18 protein-coding genes are annotated in these 17,508 nt (G+C 59.2%); 13 read left to right on the forward strand and 5 right to left on the reverse strand.

What is annotated here, in order from left to right; all coding sequences use genetic code 11:
* Positions 1 to 98 precede the first annotated feature (98 nt).
* Positions 99 to 1,319, reverse strand: a complete 1,221-nt coding sequence (locus EDF70_RS02390) for an NAD-dependent epimerase/dehydratase family protein (RefSeq protein ID WP_132271641.1) — start codon at positions 1,317 to 1,319, stop codon at positions 99 to 101.
* 122 nt (positions 1,320 to 1,441) lie between these two features.
* Between EDF70_RS02390 and ybgC the strand changes: the two genes are divergently transcribed.
* Positions 1,442 to 1,891 carry a tol-pal system-associated acyl-CoA thioesterase gene (gene ybgC / locus EDF70_RS02395; RefSeq protein WP_132271642.1) on the forward strand — a complete coding sequence of 150 codons (450 nt, stop codon included), beginning with the start codon at positions 1,442 to 1,444 and terminating at the stop codon, positions 1,889 to 1,891.
* 18 nt (positions 1,892 to 1,909) lie between these two features.
* Here ybgC and EDF70_RS02400 read toward each other — a convergent pair whose 3' ends face one another.
* Complete coding sequence (locus tag EDF70_RS02400) at positions 1,910 to 2,194, reverse strand: type II toxin-antitoxin system RelE/ParE family toxin (protein ID WP_132271643.1); 285 nt, start codon at positions 2,192 to 2,194, stop codon at positions 1,910 to 1,912.
* Entirely contained in the window at positions 2,191 to 2,478 is a 288-nt protein-coding gene (locus EDF70_RS02405; protein ID WP_132271644.1) for a ribbon-helix-helix protein, CopG family, read from the reverse strand. Before EDF70_RS02405 ends, EDF70_RS02400 begins: the two co-directional genes overlap by 4 nt.
* A gap of 322 nt (positions 2,479 to 2,800) precedes the next feature.
* On the opposite strand from EDF70_RS02405, the gene tolQ reads away from it, so the two are divergent.
* From tolQ to EDF70_RS02460, 11 genes are all read left to right on the forward strand, one after another.
* Positions 2,801 to 3,523, forward strand: coding sequence for a protein TolQ (gene tolQ, locus EDF70_RS02410; RefSeq protein ID WP_132271645.1), 723 nt, complete (start codon positions 2,801 to 2,803; stop codon positions 3,521 to 3,523).
* A gap of 35 nt (positions 3,524 to 3,558) precedes the next feature.
* Positions 3,559 to 4,017 (forward strand): protein TolR, encoded by a 459-nt coding sequence (tolR, locus tag EDF70_RS02415; RefSeq protein ID WP_132271646.1) that lies wholly within the window; start codon positions 3,559 to 3,561, stop codon positions 4,015 to 4,017.
* A 10-nt stretch (positions 4,018 to 4,027) separates the two neighbouring features.
* A complete protein-coding gene (locus EDF70_RS02420; protein ID WP_132271647.1) occupies positions 4,028 to 5,161 on the forward strand; it encodes a hypothetical protein in 1,134 nt (377 codons plus the stop codon).
* A gap of 34 nt (positions 5,162 to 5,195) precedes the next feature.
* Positions 5,196 to 6,503, forward strand: a complete 1,308-nt coding sequence (gene tolB / locus EDF70_RS02425; protein WP_132271648.1) for a Tol-Pal system beta propeller repeat protein TolB — start codon at positions 5,196 to 5,198, stop codon at positions 6,501 to 6,503.
* A 204-nt stretch (positions 6,504 to 6,707) separates the two neighbouring features.
* Positions 6,708 to 7,247: a peptidoglycan-associated lipoprotein Pal gene (gene pal, locus EDF70_RS02430; RefSeq protein ID WP_132271649.1), complete on the forward strand. Its 540-nt coding sequence runs from the start codon at positions 6,708 to 6,710 to the stop codon at positions 7,245 to 7,247.
* Positions 7,248 to 7,416: 169 nt separating this feature from the next.
* Positions 7,417 to 8,421 (forward strand): tol-pal system protein YbgF, encoded by a 1,005-nt coding sequence (ybgF, locus tag EDF70_RS02435; protein ID WP_132271650.1) that lies wholly within the window; start codon positions 7,417 to 7,419, stop codon positions 8,419 to 8,421.
* 16 nt (positions 8,422 to 8,437) lie between these two features.
* A complete protein-coding gene (gene tilS / locus EDF70_RS02440) occupies positions 8,438 to 9,829 on the forward strand; it encodes a tRNA lysidine(34) synthetase TilS (protein WP_245519009.1) in 1,392 nt (463 codons plus the stop codon).
* Between the two features lie 122 nt (positions 9,830 to 9,951).
* Positions 9,952 to 11,886, forward strand: a complete 1,935-nt coding sequence (gene ftsH, locus EDF70_RS02445) for an ATP-dependent zinc metalloprotease FtsH (RefSeq protein ID WP_132271651.1) — start codon at positions 9,952 to 9,954, stop codon at positions 11,884 to 11,886.
* A gap of 47 nt (positions 11,887 to 11,933) precedes the next feature.
* Positions 11,934 to 12,308: a hypothetical protein gene (locus tag EDF70_RS02450; RefSeq protein WP_132271652.1), complete on the forward strand. Its 375-nt coding sequence runs from the start codon at positions 11,934 to 11,936 to the stop codon at positions 12,306 to 12,308.
* 245 nt (positions 12,309 to 12,553) lie between these two features.
* Entirely contained in the window at positions 12,554 to 13,906 is a 1,353-nt protein-coding gene (gene glmM, locus EDF70_RS02455) for a phosphoglucosamine mutase (protein WP_132271653.1), read from the forward strand.
* Between the two features lie 222 nt (positions 13,907 to 14,128).
* A complete protein-coding gene (locus tag EDF70_RS02460) occupies positions 14,129 to 14,968 on the forward strand; it encodes an outer membrane protein (RefSeq protein ID WP_132271654.1) in 840 nt (279 codons plus the stop codon).
* Between the two features lie 185 nt (positions 14,969 to 15,153).
* Here the strand turns inward: EDF70_RS02460 and EDF70_RS02465 are convergent, their stop codons facing one another.
* A complete protein-coding gene (locus EDF70_RS02465; protein WP_132271655.1) occupies positions 15,154 to 15,792 on the reverse strand; it encodes a TetR/AcrR family transcriptional regulator in 639 nt (212 codons plus the stop codon).
* Positions 15,793 to 15,871: 79 nt separating this feature from the next.
* On the opposite strand from EDF70_RS02465, the gene EDF70_RS02470 reads away from it, so the two are divergent.
* Entirely contained in the window at positions 15,872 to 16,474 is a 603-nt protein-coding gene (locus EDF70_RS02470) for an NAD(P)H-dependent oxidoreductase (RefSeq protein ID WP_132271656.1), read from the forward strand.
* A gap of 181 nt (positions 16,475 to 16,655) precedes the next feature.
* On the opposite strand, the gene EDF70_RS02475 is transcribed toward EDF70_RS02470, so the two are convergent.
* Complete coding sequence (locus tag EDF70_RS02475) at positions 16,656 to 17,297, reverse strand: outer membrane protein (RefSeq protein ID WP_245519011.1); 642 nt, start codon at positions 17,295 to 17,297, stop codon at positions 16,656 to 16,658.
* Positions 17,298 to 17,508 lie beyond the last annotated feature (211 nt).

The raw sequence follows: 17,508 nt of genomic DNA on the forward strand, positions 1-17,508 counted from the left end.
GGATCTGCTACCGTTGAATGATCGCTGGCGTGCTTGGATCCTCGGGACAAGCCCGAGGATGACGGGAGAGGAGGTGTCATTCTTACCCAGTGATCGTCTCAGGAAACCGACTTCAGCCTTTTGCCTTCCGGATCATGCTCGATCTTGGCGGCAATATCCTTCGTCCAGGCGGAAACGGCCGGAACGCGTGTGCGATCAACACGATAGGCGTATTTCTTCGCAACGTCGACGATCTCCGCCAGCAGGCCTTCGCCAAGCGTTGTCGGTTCCAGGCCGAGGCCGAGGAACTTGTCGTTTTTCACGACCAGATCGTTTTCAGGCGCTTCCTTGCGCGGGTTGGGCAACCAGGCGATTTCGGTGCCGCTCATTTTTGAAATCATCTCGGCCAGATCGCGCACCCGGTGGGTTTCGGTCATCTGGTTGAAGATTTCCACGCGGCTGTTTCTCGCCGGCGGATTGTTCAGCGCGATTTCGATGCAGCGCACCGAATCCTGAATGTGGATGAAGGCGCGCGTCTGGCCGCCGACGCCGTGCACGGTCAGCGGATAACCGATCGCCGCCTGGATGAGAAAGCGGTTGAGGACCGTGCCGTAATCGCCGTCATAGTCGAAACGGTTGATCAGCTGCTCGTGGCGGCGGGTCTGCTGCGTATGCGTGCCCCAGACGATGCCCTGATGCAGGTCGGTGATGCGCAACCCGTCATTCTTGGCGTAGAAGGCGAACAGCTGCTGATCCAGCACCTTGGTCATGTGGTAGATCGAGCCGGGATTGCCGGGATAGAGGATTTCCTGCGACACCGTGCGGCCGTCCATTGTCTCGATGCCGACCGGCAGATAACCTTCCGGGATGGCGGCACCGACGGTCGAATACCCGTAGACGCCCATCGTGCCGAGATGCACGAGATGGGCATCGAGATCGAGTTCGACCAGCGCGTTCAAGAGGTTATGCGTGGCATTGACGTTGTTGTTGACCGTGTAGTTCTTGTGGCGGTCGGACTTCATCGAATAGGGCGCGGCGCGCTGTTCGGCGAAATGCACGATGGCGTCTGGGCGGTTTTTGGCCAGCCAGCCCTTGAGAAGCTCGTAATCCTTGGCGATGTCGATCAGGTTGAAATGGATGCGGCGGCCCGTCTCACCATGCCAGATGCGGGTGCGCTCCTGTATCGAGTCCATCGGCGTCAGCGACTGCACGCCAAGCTCGGTATCGATCCAGCGGCGGGAAAGGTTGTCGAGGATATGGACATCGTGTCCGGCATCCGACAGGTGAAGGCAAGTCGGCCAGCCGACAAATCCGTCGCCGCCCAGAACTGCAATCTTCATGGTAATGTCTCCGCTGGTTTTCGAGAAATTTCCTGTTAGGGAAGTTTCATGACAGGCAATAAGGCGTGGTGCGTGGTCCCTCCTTTATGAAGGGCGCAACATGAATTTTCCAAGGCATATCCATGACTGAGCACAGTTTTTCTCTTTCCGGCGAACTTATCGAAAACGGTCATCGTCTGGTTCAGCGGGTCTATTACGAGGACACGGATTTCTCCGGCTTGATCTATCACGCCCGTTATCTGCATTTTCTCGAGCGCGGCCGATCCGACTATCTGCGCTGCCTCGGCTGCGAGCAGAGCGCACTGATTTCCGTCGATGACGAGGGGCTGGTTTTCGTCGTCCACCGCATGGAAATCGACTTCAAACAGCCGGCCCGCATGGACGACGTCATCACCATCCAGACCATCACGGAAAAGGCCGGTGGCGCCAAGATGGTGCTCAATCAGGAGATCCGTCGTGGCGAAACGCTGCTGATTTCGGCCAAGGTGGTGATCGCGGTGATCAACAGAAACGGTCGCCCGCGGCGCTTGCCGGAGACGATTGCGGAGAAGTTTTTGGGGAAGGCCGAGTAGGGCGATTTCCGAGTCGTTTCAACTCTTTCGCGGCGGCCATTGCCGTGCGGTGTGAAGCAGGCGCAAGATGCGGATATGATCAGCTTCTATATCGTAGATGATCATATAGCGGGGATGTATGACCAACTCTCGCGTGCCCGCAACGCGCCCGGGTCGTCCTAACTTGGGATGTAAGGCGAGATGCAAAAGCTGCTTCTCTACACTCGCATCCATGGTGATCGCTGCTGACGGATTTTCAGCTTCAATAAAATCATAGACATCGTCACGGTCTCTGCTTCCGAGCGGTGTCCAGATGATTTTCATCTTAGGCCGCCAATTTTGCGAAGTGTCCGTTCTCGCCGCTCTGCGAAATGTCTCTCAACCTCTTCGGACGAGATCACATTGCCGGCATCAGCTTGAGCAATTCCTTCCTCTACCTGTTGTCGAAACCATGCGTCGTAGGCCGGGTCTGCCTCGCGTTCGATCACGAAATCGCGCATCAACTGGCGCAGGAGTTCGTCACTGCTCGTATCCTGTGCCTTTGCCGCGTGGTCAAATGCGGTCATCAGTTCGTCGTCGACTGCGAAGGTAAAGGTCTTATCCGTCATGGCTTTCTCCGCCGGATATTGCTCGCGCGCATCATAACATTCGCGATGGCAAAAGCACAGCCGATCTGCGCTCGACCTTCGTGATCACGAAAGATCATAACCCTTTATTAACGATAATCATGTCTTACTCAGGCGTGAGGAATTTGTGCAACGCACGCCTTCCTTTGACCAAATTTCAAGGCGAGAAGCCAAGCTGAAAACCTAGGACATCTGGGGTCAGTCGGTTTCTTTAGCGAACAGACACATACTCGCGAGAGCGCGCTTTTGAACCCGCCCGGTCTTTGAACAAGCCGGGCGTTTGGATTCGGGGATTGAGAGTTACATGGAACAGGTAGCGTTGGAAGCTGCGACACACGATGTCAGTCTGTGGGCGCTGTTCATGCAGGCCGGGTTTATCGTCAAGGCGGTGATGATCGGCCTCCTGATGGCGTCCGTGTGGACATGGGCCATCGTCATCGACAAGTACATCAACTTCGCCAAGGCAAAACGCCAGTTCGACCAGTTCGAACAGGTGTTCTGGTCTGGCCAGTCGCTTGAAGAGCTTTATCGCACGCTGTCCGATCGCCAGAATGTCGGCCTCGCTGCCATCTTCGTCTCCGCCATGCGCGAGTGGAAAAAGAGCTTTGAGCGCGGCGCCCGTTCGCCGATCGGCCTGCAGATGCGTATCGACCGCGCCATGGACGTCACGCTTGCCCGCGAAGCGGAAGGTTTTGAAGCGCGCCTCGGTTCGCTTGCCACCATCGGTTCGGCAGGACCATTCATCGGTCTGTTCGGTACGGTCATCGGTATCATGACCTCGTTCCAGGCGATCGCCGGTTCGAAGTCGACCAACCTTGCCGTTGTCGCACCGGGTATCGCCGAAGCGCTGCTCGCGACTGCGATCGGTCTGGTCGCCGCTATCCCGGCCGTTATTGCCTATAACAAGTTCATGGGCGATGCCGGCAAGCTGTCTTCGCGCATGGAAGGTTTTGCCGACGAGTTCTCCGGCATCCTGTCGCGCCAGATCGACGAGAAGCTGCAGCCGCGTCAGCAGGCTGCGCAGTAAATCCAACGGCGAAACGCGTTCTAGGAGCATAACCCATGGGCATGTCGGCCGGCGGTGCAAAAGGTGGTGGTGGCGGTCGTCGCGGTGGACGTCGTCGCCGTTCAGGTGGCGGTGCCATCAGCGAAATCAACGTGACGCCGCTTGTCGACGTCATGCTCGTTCTGCTCATCATCTTCATGGTTGCCGCACCGATGATGACCGTCGGCGTGCCGATCGACCTGCCGGAGACGCAGGCCAGCGCCATGAACTCCGATACCCAGCCGATTACGATCTCCGTCAACCCGGCTGGCGAAATCTATCTGCAGGAAACCCCGATCGGTATCGACGAAGTCGTGCCGAAGCTCGAAGCCATTGCCACGACCGGTTATAACGAACGCATCTATGTGCGCGGCGATACCGCTGCAGCCTATGGCGTCGTGATGAAGGTCATGGCCCGCGTTTCCGCGGCCGGCTTCAAGAATATCGGTCTGGTCACCCTGCAGGAAACAAAGTGATCGGGGTGCCATGAAGACCAGTCTCGGCACATCCTTTGCTCTTCACTCCGCGGCACTGGCCTTTGCGCTGGTGTCGATAGGCGCGCCTGCGCCCATGGAAGTGGCGCCGGTCGAGGCGCTGCCGGTCGATATCGTTCCGGTGGAATCGATTACCCAGATCCAGGAAGGCGACAAGAAGGCCCCCAAGGCCGAAAAATCCGCCCCGACCCCGACAAAAAAGCCGACCAACGTTCCCGATGCCCAGAACACCGGAGACAATAGCGTCGACCTGAAAAGTGCGCCTGTTCCGGTCGAGCGGCCGGTCAAGACCGAATCTGCTGCAGCACCGCCGAAGGTGGACAAGCCGCTGCCGGAGACGGCGAAAGAGAACAATGACGTCAAGGACGTGGTGAAGGAAGAGACGGCGCCGAAGCCGGTCGAAACCGCATCGCTGCCGCAGCCAAAACCTGAAATTCAGCAGCCGACGCCAAAGCCGCCGGAGCCGACGCCCGCGCCGACGGAAACCAAGGTCGAGGAAACACCGCTGCCTTCCAGCGTGCCGTTGCCGGCCGCGCGCCCGAAACCGGAGCCGCCGAAAGAACAGGCAAAGCCCGTCGAAAAACCGCCGGAAAAGCCGGTCGAGAAAAAGACCGAAACGAAGACGGCTGAAAAACCGGCTGACAAGAAGGTTGCCGAAAAGAAGCAGGAAACCGCCAAGACCACCAAGGCGGGGGACAGCAAGTTCAACCCGGACGATATCGAGAATTTCCTCAACAAGCAGGATGCGCCGAGCAGCGGTGCCAAGGCTTCGACGCAGACGGCAGCCCTTGGCGGCAAGAAGACGACGGGCGGCCAAAGCCTCAGCATGTCGGAAATGGACGCACTGCGCGGCCAGATCCAGAACAACTGGTCGACCTTCGCCGGTATCGAAGGCCTTCAGGGCATGATCATCACCGTCAGCTTCAGTCTCGACGAGGGTGGCAATATCGTTGGCAGTCCCAAGGTTTCATCGACGGGCGGATCGGATACCGCACGCCGGACGATGGAAGCCAGTGCCCGCCGCGCCGTTATGAAGTCGCAACCCTTCCAGGGCCTTCCGGCCGATAAATATGACACGTGGAGCGAGGTCATCGTCAATTTCGATCCCTCCGATTTCGCGCTCTAAACAGCTGAAAGCGTAGCTGAAAGGCTTTAATACCATGATGAAACGTTCTTTCATCCGTCTCGTGATCGCTCTGGCGGGCATGGCCGTGATGTTCTCAACCTCGGCCCAGGCGGCCGTGACGATCAACGTCAACAAGGGTCGTGTCGAGCCGTTGCCGATCGCGATCACGGATTTCCTGTCCAACGACGCGCTCGGTCCGCAGATCTCCCAGGTCATTGCTGCCGATCTGCAGCGTTCCGGCCTTTTTGCGCCGGTCAACAAGGCTGCGTTCATCGAAAAGATTTCCGATCCCAACAAGACCCCGCGTTTTGAAGACTGGAAGGCGATCAATGCGCAGGCCATGGTCTCCGGCCGCATCACGCGTGAAGCCGATGGCCGTCTGCGCGCCGAGTTCCGCCTGTGGGATACGTTTGCCGGCCAGCAGATGACCGGCCAGCAGTTTTACACCCAGCCGGACAACTGGCGCCGTGTCGCCCATATCATTGCCGATGCGATCTATCAGCAGATCACCGGTGAGAAGGGCTATTTCGATACCCGCGTCGTGTTCGTTTCCGAAAGCGGCCCGAAAACGGCCCGTCAGCGCCAGCTGTCCATCATGGACCAGGATGGTTTCAATGTCCGTGCGCTGACCAATGGCAAGGATCTGGTTCTGACGCCGCGCTTCTCGCCGAGCCGTCAGGAAGTCACCTACATGTCGTTTGAAGGCGACCAGCCGCGCGTCTACCTGCTGCAGCTAGAAAGTGGACGCCGCGAAGTCGTCGGCAATTTTCCGGGCATGACCTTCTCTCCGCGCTTCTCGCCGGATGGCCAGAAGGTGATCATGAGCCTTCAGCAGGAAGGCAATGCCAATATCTATACGATGGACCTGCGCTCGCGCACCACGACACGGCTGACCAACACTGCTGCTATCGATACCGCACCGTCCTATTCTCCGGATGGCCGACAGGTAACGTTCGAAAGCGACCGTGGTGGTCGTCAGCAGATCTATGTCATGAATGCCGATGGCTCCGGCCAGAACCGCATTTCCTTCGGCGACGGCTCCTATTCGACGCCGGTCTGGTCTCCGCGTGGCGATCTCATCGCCTTCACCAAGCAGTCGGGCGGAAAGTTCTCGATCGGCGTGATGAAGCCGGATGGTTCGGGCGAGCGTATCCTCACCTCGGGCTTCCACAACGAGGGCCCGACCTGGGCGCCGAACGGCCGCGTGCTGATGTTCTTCCGTCAGGCCGCCGGCTCCGGTGGTCCGCAGCTCTACTCGATCGACCTGACCGGTTACAACGAGCAGGCCATCAAGACCCCGACATTCGCGTCCGACCCGGCGTGGTCGCCGTTGATGGAATAGCATGAGAGCGACAAGAGGCGGGTGACCGCCTCTTTTGCTTTGTGAGACCGGAGGCAGGCGACCGCCTCTTTACTGCCGCAATGTCCTGAAAAAGCGCAGAAAGGGACATTGGTGACGTTTCGTTAACCATAACCGTTTGCCGTCGATTAACCGAGAAAGGTTAGGGTCCGGCAACCGTAAAGTTTATCCAAGGAGAAACCGGCCATGAGCCGCATTGAGACCCAGGCGATGAGCCGCATGCAGACACTTGCCCGCAACCCGGCCGTCATCGCACTGACGCTCGCTCTTGCTCTGGCCGGCTGCGCCAACAAGAAGAACATGCCGAACAATGCCGGTGATCTCGGCCTGAACGGCGGCGCCGGTGGTGCAGCAACCCCGGGCTCCGCCCAGGACTTCACCGTCAACGTCGGCGACCGCATCTTCTTCGACACCGACAGCACTTCGGTTCGCGCCGATGCCCAGCAGATCCTCGACCGTCAGGCCCAGTGGCTGCAGCGTTACCCGCGCTACGCCATCACCGTCGAAGGCCATGCCGACGAACGCGGCACCCGCGAATACAACCTGGCTCTCGGCGCACGTCGCGCTGCCGCCACCAAGGAATACCTCGCATCGCGTGGCGTACCGGCCAACCGCATGCGCACGATCTCCTACGGCAAGGAACGTCCGGTCGCCGTTTGCGACGACATCTCGTGCTGGTCGCAGAACCGTCGCGCCGTTACCGTTCTCGGCGGCGCCGGCATGTAATTCGAATTGCCCCGTCAGTTTCGGGGCACGAAAAGTTGAAGGCGGCCCGCGGGTCGCCTTTTTCGTTTCTCCTTAGTTTGGCCGAGTTTCACTTGTTTTTTGACGGCAACTAACAAAATGTCTGCTTGCGCCAATCCGGCGTAGCTTCAGATGATTCGGGATCGACGATATGAAGAAACTTGTCTTGGCAGCGATGCTGGGGCTTGCCGCTGCAGGCGGCCAGGCGGAAGCTTTCACGCTGCCGTTTCTGAGCAAGGCTGAAAAACCACAGACGCAGCAGGCACCGGTGGTGCTGGCCCAGGCCGGCAACGACGCCGTGCGCGTTCAGCAGCTGCAGGAAGAAATCCGCCAGTTGAACGGCCGCATCGAGGAAATGAGCTTTCAGCTTTTGCAGATGCAGGAACAGATCCGCAAAGCCCAGGAAGACAACGAATTCCGTTTCCAGGAACTCGAAAAATCCGAGGGCGGCGGTTCTGGTAACCGTCCCGCAGTCGCTGCCGCTCCGGCAGATGGCTCAAAAAAAAACGATGAACTCAGCCAGATCATCGAACAAAATCCGGGGATGAACGGGCAGGGCGGGTCTTCGCCGGCCCCTTCAGCCCGTAATCCTGGCCAGAATTCCGGCACCGGTGCGCCGCCGCCGACCACGCTCGGCTCGATCGAAATGGACCAGTCTGGCTTGCCCAAGGGCGCCACGATGAACCAGGGCGCCAACAATGGTTCGCGCAACCTGCCGGGTGTCGATAGCGGTTCGTCCGGCAGCCGTGGCGGCCAGCAGACGGCAGGGCTTACAAACGAAAGCGAAGCGTACCGCGCCGCTTACGGCCATGTCCTTTCGGGCGACTACAAGATCGCCGAACAGGAATTCAACGATTATATCGCCGCCCATCCCAAGGCCGATCGTGCTGCCGATGCTCATTTCTGGCTTGGTGAAGCGCAGTATTCGCAGGGCAAATACAATGAGGCGGCCAAAACCTTCCTCGACGCTCACAAGGCGTTCGGCACCTCTCCGAAAGCGCCGGAAATGCTGCTGAAGCTCGGCATGTCGCTTGCCGCGCTCGACAACAAGGACACGGCCTGCGCAACGCTGAAAGAAGTGACGCGCCGTTATCCGAATGCCCAGCGCGCCGTGACCACCAAGGTCGGCACCGAACAGAAACGCCTCGGCTGCTGATGCGGCGGCCCGCGCCGTGACGCCGCCGCCCCATTCCACGATCGCCGGTCATCCGGATCGCAGCCTGCCGCTGATGTCGGCGCTCTCCGGTTTTCTGGCTGACTTCAAAAAGCCCGCGCATCTGCTTGTCGCCATTTCCGGCGGCAGCGATTCCACCGGCCTGCTGGTCGGTCTGCATTCGGCACTTTCTGCCTTTCCCGATATCCGCATTTCCGCTGCCACGATCGACCACGCGCTGCGCCCCGAAGCGGCTGAAGAGGCGCGGGCGGTGGCAGCGCTTTGCGAAAAGCTCCGCATTTTTCATGTGACCCGCCGCTGGCAAGGCGAAAAGCCGGCAACCGGCATTTCCGCCGCCGCCCGCGAGGCGCGTTATTCGTTGCTATCGGCCATCGCCGACGAGATCGGCGCGACCGCTATCGTCACCGGCCATACGCTGGATGATCAGATCGAGACGGTGGTGATGCGGGCGGGACGCTCCGGCGAGACGTTGCCACCCCCCTCTGTCAGCTTCGCTGACATCTCCCCCTCAACGGGGGAGATCGAAGGGGCTATGCCGCCCCGCTCTTCAGTCGGCCTCTCCGGCATGGCCCCAGCCACGCTGCTCGATACCCGCCACTGGATTTTGCGCCCGCTACTCCATACCCGCCGCGCCGATATCCGTGCCTGGCTCACCGACAATGCAGTCGGCTGGGTCGATGATCCCAGCAATGTCGATCCGCATTACGAGCGGGTGCGCATCCGTCAGGCGCTGGCTTTCGAACCAGCCATCGATCCGGCCATCATTGCCACAGCCGCACAGGCGCGGGAAAAACTTGCCCAGGACGGCGCCGACTGGCTTGCCGCCTGTGCCACGATCGAACATGCCGTCATCGCAAAGATAACCCTCGACGGCCTGCGCGAAAACCCCATTGTGGTTCGCCACGCCCTTTCAACCCTTGCGGCCGTTCTCGGTGGGCGCCCGCACAATCTTTCGCGCGAAAGCGCCGATCGGTTGATGGCATTTATCACCGGCAGCCGTGGCCGGATGACTGCCGGAAGAGTGGTTTTTGATCTGCGCCGCGACGGCCTGTTCATGCTGCGGGAAAACCGCAATCTGCCGCATGTCACCGTGCCGCCGGGAGAAACAGTGGTTTGGGACGGTCGCCTTGCCGTCACCAGCCATGTCGCGACGCCGATCGAGGTGCTGCCGGGGCGGCAGAGCACCGATGGTTTCGAAAATCTGGCGTCCGGCCTTGCGAAACTTGCCGCCCGCGTGTTGCCTCATGCCGCATGTCAGGGGGAGGGCGCGCTTGCCATATCGCCGCATCTGGCGGTGTTCGACCGCTTTTTGCCGGTCTACGACCTGCCGCTTGCCAGCCGGATTGCCGCCCTTATGGGGCGTGGGGCCTATTTATTGCCACCCGTTTAACGCTTTCGCACGGAAAACGTGAAGGTTACCGGCGCTTTGCCTTGGCAACGGCCTGCCACAATCCTATGTTAGGGGTCAATAAAGGCGGCGGCCTAAAGCTGTCGTGCATATCGGGGAGTTCGATGAACCCAAATTTTCGTAATTTTGCTCTTTGGGCGGTGATTGCTCTGTTGCTGATCGCTTTGTTCAGCATGTTCCAGACGGCGCCTTCGCAAACGAGCTCGAGAGAAATCCCGTACTCGAAGTTCTTGACTGATGTCGATTCCGGCAAGGTCCGTGACGTGGTAGTCACCGGCAACCGTGTTCTCGGCACCTACACGGACGGCAGCCCGGGATTTCAGACCTATTCCCCCGTCATCGACGACTCGCTGATCCAGCGCCTGACCGAAAAGAATGTTCAGGTGTCTGCGCGCCCCGAAACGGATGGTTCCTCCGGCTTTTTGAGCTATCTCGGCACGCTTTTGCCGATGCTGCTGATCCTCGGTGTCTGGCTGTTCTTCATGCGCCAGATGCAGGGTGGATCGCGCGGCGCGATGGGCTTTGGCAAGTCCAAGGCCAAGCTTTTGACCGAAGCGCATGGCCGCGTCACGTTTGACGATGTTGCCGGCGTCGACGAAGCCAAGCAGGATCTCGAGGAAATCGTCGAATTCCTGCGCGATCCGCAGAAGTTCCAGCGTCTTGGCGGCCGTATTCCGCGCGGCGTCCTGCTTGTCGGCCCTCCGGGCACGGGTAAGACACTGCTTGCCCGCTCGGTTGCCGGTGAAGCCAATGTGCCGTTCTTCACGATTTCCGGTTCGGACTTCGTCGAAATGTTCGTCGGTGTCGGTGCATCGCGTGTGCGTGACATGTTCGAGCAGGCCAAGAAGAACGCGCCCTGCATCATCTTCATCGACGAAATCGACGCCGTCGGTCGTCATCGTGGCGCAGGCCTCGGCGGTGGTAACGACGAACGCGAACAGACGCTCAACCAGCTGCTCGTCGAGATGGATGGCTTTGAAGCCAATGAAGGCATCATCCTGATCGCTGCCACCAACCGTCCCGACGTTCTCGATCCGGCGCTGCTGCGTCCGGGCCGTTTCGACCGTCAGGTCGTGGTGCCGAACCCGGATATCGTCGGCCGCGAGCGCATCCTCAAGGTTCACGCCCGCAACGTGCCTTTGGCACCGAATGTGGATCTGAAGGTTCTGGCCCGCGGTACGCCCGGTTTCTCCGGTGCCGACCTGATGAACCTCGTCAACGAATCCGCCCTGATGGCTGCGCGCCGCAATAAGCGCCTTGTCACCATGCAGGAATTCGAAGACGCCAAGGACAAGATCATGATGGGTGCGGAACGCCGCTCGTCCGCCATGACCGAAGCCGAAAAGAAGCTCACCGCCTATCACGAAGCCGGCCACGCCATTACGGCGCTCAAGGTCGCGGTTGCCGATCCGTTGCATAAGGCAACGATCATCCCGCGCGGCCGTGCTCTCGGCATGGTCATGCAGTTGCCGGAAGGCGACCGCTATTCGATGAGCTACAAGTGGATGGTATCGCGCCTGACCATCATGATGGGCGGTCGCGTTGCCGAAGAACTGACGTTCGGCAAGGAAAACATCACCTCGGGTGCATCTTCGGATATCGAGCAGGCCACCAAGCTTGCCCGCGCCATGGTTACCCAGTGGGGCTTTTCCGATATCCTCGGTCAGGTCGCCTATGGTGAAAACCAGCAGGAAGTCTTTTTGGGCCACTCGGTTTCGCAGTCCAAGAATGTCTCGGAATCGACCGCCCAGAAGATCGACCAGGAAGTGCGTCGTCTGATCGACGAAGCCTATACCGAAGCACGTCAGATCCTCACCGACCATCACGATGGCTTTGTGGCGATTGCTGAAGGTCTGCTGGAATACGAAACGCTGACCGGCGAAGAGATCAAGTCGCTGATCCGTGGCGAAAAGCCGTCGCGTGATCTGGGTGACGACTCGACCCCGAACCGCGGTTCGGCCGTGCCCTCTGCCGGCCCCAAGAAGGACGAGCCTAAAGGCGACGCTTCCGAAGGCGGACTGGAGCCGCAGCCGCACTAAGCGGGTGTGACGGTTATTGAGATGGAGCCACCCTTGCGCGAGTGAGGGTGGCTTTTTTTCGTATATCAGGAAGGTGGTCTGCTCGATCGGACCTCGTTGCGACCCGCACCGATATCAAAGAAAGCGTTGTTATGAAAAAGCTCGTGGCTCTATCTCTGTTGGCAGTTGTGCTTGCCGGTTGCACCAGCAAGGCCAATCCGGAATTTGCTGCCATTGATTTTGCGCCCGGCATTCCGCCAATCGCCGGCAGTCTCAAATATGGGCCGCAATCGAAGGGGCGTTACCGGAACATGCCCGTGGGCTATACCTTTACCCGCGAGTTCATCGGCAGCTTCGGAAGCCGCGTCAGCGAGCGTTACCGTGTGAACGAGGATGGCAGCATCGAATTGCGCAGCCGCAGGATTTCTCCGATCAAATTCTGACGCCAAGCCGGCCATGAGCAGAATGCCGTCCAACGCGGTAACAAGATGTAATCCTTTTTGACGCTATTTTACGTGCCTGAATCCATGAAGTGTGGCATGAGCCAGCTTTGAGGCCATGCACGCGAAAAGAGCAGTCGCAGATGACGCCCCAGCCAAACTCAGGCAAGCCAAAAACGGTGAAGCCCGCAACGGCCAAGACAAAGACAGCGCGCTCCAAAAAGCTGCGCGAACCCCAAGGAGTTTCCATGACACGTCGCTATTTCGGCACTGACGGTATTCGCGGCCAGTCCAACGTGTTTCCGATGACGCCGGATCTGGCGATGCGCGTCGGTATTGCCGTCGGCACGCTGTTCCGCCGTGGCAGTCACCGCCACCGCGTCGTTATCGGCAAGGATACACGTCTGTCGGGTTACATGCTGGAAAACGCGCTGGTCGCCGGGTTTACCGCCGCCGGTCTCGATGTTTTCCTGCTCGGCCCGATCCCGACGCCAGCTGTGGCCATGCTGACGCGTTCGCTGCGCGCCGATATCGGCGTGATGATTTCCGCCTCGCACAATCCTTTCGAGGATAATGGCATCAAGCTGTTTGGCCCGGATGGCTACAAGCTCTCCGACGATCTGGAAATGCAGATCGAGGAACTGCTCGACAAGGATATCTATGCGCAGCTTGCCAAGCCGCACGAGATCGGTCGCGCCAAGCGTGTCGAGGGCGATATCTACCGTTATATCGAACACGCCAAGCGCACGCTGCCGCGCGATGTCACGCTTCAGGGTCTGAGGATCGCCATCGACTGCGCCAATGGCGCCGCCTACAAGGTCGCCCCTTTGGCGCTGTGGGAACTGGGGGCCGAGGTCGTCACCATCGGCAACGATCCCAATGGCACCAATATCAATCTCGATTGCGGCTCCACCAGCCCGAAGGCGCTGCAGCAGAAGGTGCATGAAGTGCGCGCCGATATCGGCATCGCGCTCGATGGTGATGCCGACCGCGTCATTATCGTCGACGAGAACGGCCAGATCGTCGATGGCGACCAGCTGATGGCGGTGATCGGCGAGAGCTGGGCCGATGCCGGCACGCTGCGCGGCAATGGCATTGTCGCCACCGTCATGTCCAATCTCGGTCTTGAGCGTTTCCTAGGCGACAAGGGCCTGTCGCTTGCCCGCACCAAGGTGGGGGACCGTTATGTGGTCGAGCATATGCGCAACCACGATTTCAACGTCGGTGGTGAGCAGTCCGGCCATATCGTGCTGTCGGATTTCGGCACGACCGGCGACGGCCTCGTGGCCGCACTGCAGATCCTTGCCTGCGTGAAGAAGCAGGACCGTCCGGTCAGCGAAATCTGCCGCCGGTTCGAGCCGGTGCCGCAGCTTCTGAAAAACGTGCGTTTTGCCGGCGGCAAGCCGCTGGAGGAGGCCATCGTGCGTCAGGCGATCGCCGATGCGGAAGCGGAGCTTGCCGGCAAGGGCCGTCTGGTCATTCGCCCGTCGGGTACCGAACCACTGATCCGCGTCATGGCCGAAGGTGATGATCGCGCTCAGGTGGAGCGTATCGTCAATGGTCTGATCGGCATCATCGGCAATGTTCGTTCGGCTGCTTGATTTCTAAATTCGCATAAACTGAAATATATTGCGGCGGCCATACTTGGTCGCCGTTTTTGTTTTATTCTACTTGGTCGTTTTGGCGGTGATTACTTCGATTTCAAATATAACTCATTGTCTGTTATGCTTAATGGCTCCTTAACCTTTATCGTTAATGATCGGGGATGAAACAAGCCGGGAGTAAAGCCCGGCAAAAAAGATTCTAGCCCCGGAGTGGAAGCCATGAAGAAAATTCTGAGCGGTGCGGTCGCCCTTCTGCTGGCGACGACTGCTGTCAACGCTGCCGACCTTTATCAGCCCCAGCCGATCCCGCAGGATGTGCCGGAAGTCGAGATCCAGCAGTCGTCCGGCGGCTGGTACCTGCGTGGCGATGTGGGTTATTCCTTCAACAAGCTGCGCGGCGCGCGCTTCTATCAGGGCGGTTCGTCGGCTGACGAGGTCGATTTCGCCTCGGCGCGCGTTGATGACAGCTTTATGCTCGGCGGCGGTGTCGGTTACCAGTTCAACAACTATCTGCGCGGCGACGTCACCTTCGACCACATGACGAAGACCGATTTCCGCGGCGGTACGATCGGCACCTGCCCGGGCGGTACTGTCTGCACCTCGGATGACCGCACGGCGATGCGCGCCTATTCGCTGATGGCCAACATGTATGTCGATCTGGGTACCTATGCTTCGATCACGCCTTATGTTGGTGCCGGTTTCGGTGCGACCTATGTGAAGTGGGACAGACTGCGCAACACGATCTGCGACGATCCGGATGCCGGCGGCTGCTACACGACCGAGCACGGCGGCAAGGGCAAGTGGCGCGCCACGGCTGCTCTGATGGCCGGTGCGTCCGTCGATATCACCTGCAACCTGAAGGCCGATCTGGGCTATCGCTTCCGTTATGTCGACGGTGGCAACATGTTCGGTTATGCCGACAATGGCGGCCCTGGCCGCGACAAGGGCTTTTACAGCCACGAAGCCCGCCTCGGCGCCCGTTATGCCTTCAATGGTTGCGAGCAGGCAGCTTACAGCGAACCGGCAGACATGCCGCTGCAGCCGGCAGTCTACAAATAAGCCGCCTGGCGGTTCAGTTTTCGCGATCCACCGAAATGACAAAAGCCGCTCCGACAAGGGGCGGCTTTTTGCGTTCTCATCGCGCTTAGAAGAGGGGGGCTTGCGGCCGGTAGGCGCATAGTTTTTTCGCTACTCGCTACTCGCTACTCGCTACTCGCTACTCGCTACTCGCTACTCGCTACTCGCTACTCGCTACTCGCTCTTTGCCGATGCCGTCTCACCATGGCGACAATGGTTTCATACAGTTCGTCCTGCGCCTCTTCCTGCTGCAACTCGCCGTTGGCTGCGGCTGCAGAAAGAGCCTCGGCGGCGCCGAGCATGGCGAGAAGGCCGGCTTGGCCGATCCTCGGCGCGAAAGGGCCAAGCGCATCCCGGCAATGCGTCAGAAAAACGTTCTCGCATTCGCGTTTCACCGCTTCCAGTTCCGGCGAACTGGCAAGCGCTGCGATGATGCCGGTAATCTCCCGGCCCTGGGCCATGACGCAGCCGATATAGGCCGAGGCGATGATCGCTGCCCTGTCTTCAAGCGTCGGTGCGCTTGTCTGCAGGGCCTGCGCCATGCGGTCGGTCTGTAGTGCGTCAAATTCCCGATAGAGCAGCACCAGCAGGCCGGATCGCGTGCCAAAATGATTGTAGACGACCGGCTTGGTCACGCCCGCCGCCTCTGCCAGTCGGCCGAGCGTCAGAGCTTCGGTGCCTTCCTGGCGGACCAGAGCCCATGCCGTTTCGACGAGCTGCTTTTGCCGGTGCTCTTTCGGCAGTCTGCGCTGTGAAGCCGAGGGAATTTGAACGGGCGCAGAGGTGCCCTTTGTCGCGGTTGACATGTTAACTTACCAAAGGTAACTTACTAAAGGTAATTTCATCATACAGGTTTTGCCGACCGTCGCAAACAGGAGGCTTGTCATGCACGCTCTCATCGTTCTCTCTCATCCCGACACCGCGTCGCTGACGCACGCCGTCGCCACCCGGATCGGGGAGGGGCTTGTCGAAGCGGGCAGCAGTTTCGAGATCGCCGACCTGCATTCGGAGGGGTTTGATCCCCGCTATTCGGCAGGTGACGGTGCCGCACATCACCATCAGGCATCCCGGCCGGCAGATGTCGTTGCGGAACAGGTCCGCATCGAACGGGCGGATGCGCTGGTTCTGGTGTTTCCGGTCTACTGGTGGTCGATGCCGGCCTTGATGAAGGGCTGGATCGATCGTGTCTTTTCCAACGGCTGGGCCTATGACGACAGCGGCGACAAGGTGATCAAGAAGCTCGGACATCTGCCGATCCACCTCGTTGGTATCGGTGGTGCCGATATAGGCACCTATGAGCGGCACGGCTATGTCGATGCCATGAAAACCCAGATCGATCACGGCATTTTCGATTATTGCGGTGCGCCGGTCAGCCGGTCGGAACTGCTTCTGGAATCGGATGCGCCGGATCAGTCGAAAAATCTGGAAAGTGCGCGCTCGATCGGTCGGGCTGTGTTTGCTGAACTGCTGAAGAAGAATGCCGGCTAGACCGTGATCTTTGCCGTCATGTGAAATGCAGACAAACAAAAAGGGGCCGGCGGGGCCCCTTTTCGCCGTCCTCAAGGTAAGCCTCGGCGGCGGGCGAGGCTGACCTTGATCTTACAGCGCGCCGCCAGGTGTGGCCTGAACTGCGGGCGCTGTAACTGGTTTGATCATGCCATCCGGCCGATCAGAATTTTACGGCGAGGCCGACCTTGACGACGCTCTGGTCGAAATCGACGTTCATGCCGCGCACGATCTCCTTGCTGCCGAAATCGCTGTAACGATATTCGCCGCGCAGGAAGACCTTGTCGGTGACGGCGTAATCGACACCGGCGCCGGCGGTCCAGCCGCTGAAGGTTTCGCTTTCACTGGCGCCGGGGAATTCGATATGGCCCTTGGCCATCGTCCAGCCGGCGGTGCCGAACACCATCAGGCGATCGAAGGCATAACCGAGGCGACCACGGGCAGAACCCTGCCAGTCGGTGCCAAACGTGCGATAGCCGAAGAATTTTTCGTCATTGGAATTGTATTCGATGTCGCCTTCGATGCCGGCCACGATGCCGTTGCTGAACTGCCAGTTATAACCGGCGAAACCGCCGAACACGGTGCCGTCGAAATCCTGCTGGTCGTGATAACGGCCCATCTTGGTGGTCGAGCCGTTCAGCCAGCCGGCGCCGCCGGAAATACCGATATAGGCGCCCGTCCAGGTGAAGGCAGGGGTCTCCAAGGCAATCGGCGGAACCGGGTTGCTCTCGGTGAGGTCGGCTGAGAGGCCGATGGCGGAGGTGGAGAGAAGAATGGCCGAAGCCAGCATGATTTTCTTAAGCATTTGAAACCCCTTCATTTGATAGGGGAATTCGTAGTGCGGATTTTGAAGAAAAACGAAGGTAAAATTACGATTAACGAGCGATTAAATGTGTATTTCTTCAAAAATGTTCAGCATGAATTTGATTGAATATATCGATAATGTGAAATTTACGAATCTATTATTTATAATTAAAGTATAATCATGGGTATTTATTGTTTTTACGACGGCGTAT

Origin of the sequence: Neorhizobium sp. JUb45 (assembly GCF_004343585.1) — a bacterium.
Classification (GTDB): domain Bacteria; phylum Pseudomonadota; class Alphaproteobacteria; order Rhizobiales; family Rhizobiaceae; genus Neorhizobium.

Excerpts from the sequence above, each read along its gene's own strand:
- EDF70_RS02390 (WP_132271641.1), bottom strand. The coding sequence starts at position 1,319 with ATGAAGATTGCAGTTCTGGGCGGCGACGGATTTGTCGGCTGGCCGACT.
- ybgC (WP_132271642.1), top strand. The coding sequence starts at position 1,442 with ATGACTGAGCACAGTTTTTCTCTTTCCGGCGAACTTATCGAAAACGGT.
- EDF70_RS02400 (WP_132271643.1), bottom strand. The coding sequence starts at position 2,194 with ATGAAAATCATCTGGACACCGCTCGGAAGCAGAGACCGTGACGATGTC.
- EDF70_RS02405 (WP_132271644.1), bottom strand. The coding sequence starts at position 2,478 with ATGACGGATAAGACCTTTACCTTCGCAGTCGACGACGAACTGATGACC.
- tolQ (WP_132271645.1), top strand. The coding sequence starts at position 2,801 with ATGGAACAGGTAGCGTTGGAAGCTGCGACACACGATGTCAGTCTGTGG.
- tolR (WP_132271646.1), top strand. The coding sequence starts at position 3,559 with ATGGGCATGTCGGCCGGCGGTGCAAAAGGTGGTGGTGGCGGTCGTCGC.
- EDF70_RS02420 (WP_132271647.1), top strand. The coding sequence starts at position 4,028 with ATGAAGACCAGTCTCGGCACATCCTTTGCTCTTCACTCCGCGGCACTG.
- tolB (WP_132271648.1), top strand. The coding sequence starts at position 5,196 with ATGATGAAACGTTCTTTCATCCGTCTCGTGATCGCTCTGGCGGGCATG.
- pal (WP_132271649.1), top strand. The coding sequence starts at position 6,708 with ATGAGCCGCATTGAGACCCAGGCGATGAGCCGCATGCAGACACTTGCC.
- ybgF (WP_132271650.1), top strand. The coding sequence starts at position 7,417 with ATGAAGAAACTTGTCTTGGCAGCGATGCTGGGGCTTGCCGCTGCAGGC.
- ftsH (WP_132271651.1), top strand. The coding sequence starts at position 9,952 with ATGAACCCAAATTTTCGTAATTTTGCTCTTTGGGCGGTGATTGCTCTG.
- glmM (WP_132271653.1), top strand. The coding sequence starts at position 12,554 with ATGACACGTCGCTATTTCGGCACTGACGGTATTCGCGGCCAGTCCAAC.
- EDF70_RS02460 (WP_132271654.1), top strand. The coding sequence starts at position 14,129 with ATGAAGAAAATTCTGAGCGGTGCGGTCGCCCTTCTGCTGGCGACGACT.
- EDF70_RS02465 (WP_132271655.1), bottom strand. The coding sequence starts at position 15,792 with ATGTCAACCGCGACAAAGGGCACCTCTGCGCCCGTTCAAATTCCCTCG.
- EDF70_RS02470 (WP_132271656.1), top strand. The coding sequence starts at position 15,872 with ATGCACGCTCTCATCGTTCTCTCTCATCCCGACACCGCGTCGCTGACG.
- EDF70_RS02475 (WP_245519011.1), bottom strand. The coding sequence starts at position 17,297 with ATGCTTAAGAAAATCATGCTGGCTTCGGCCATTCTTCTCTCCACCTCC.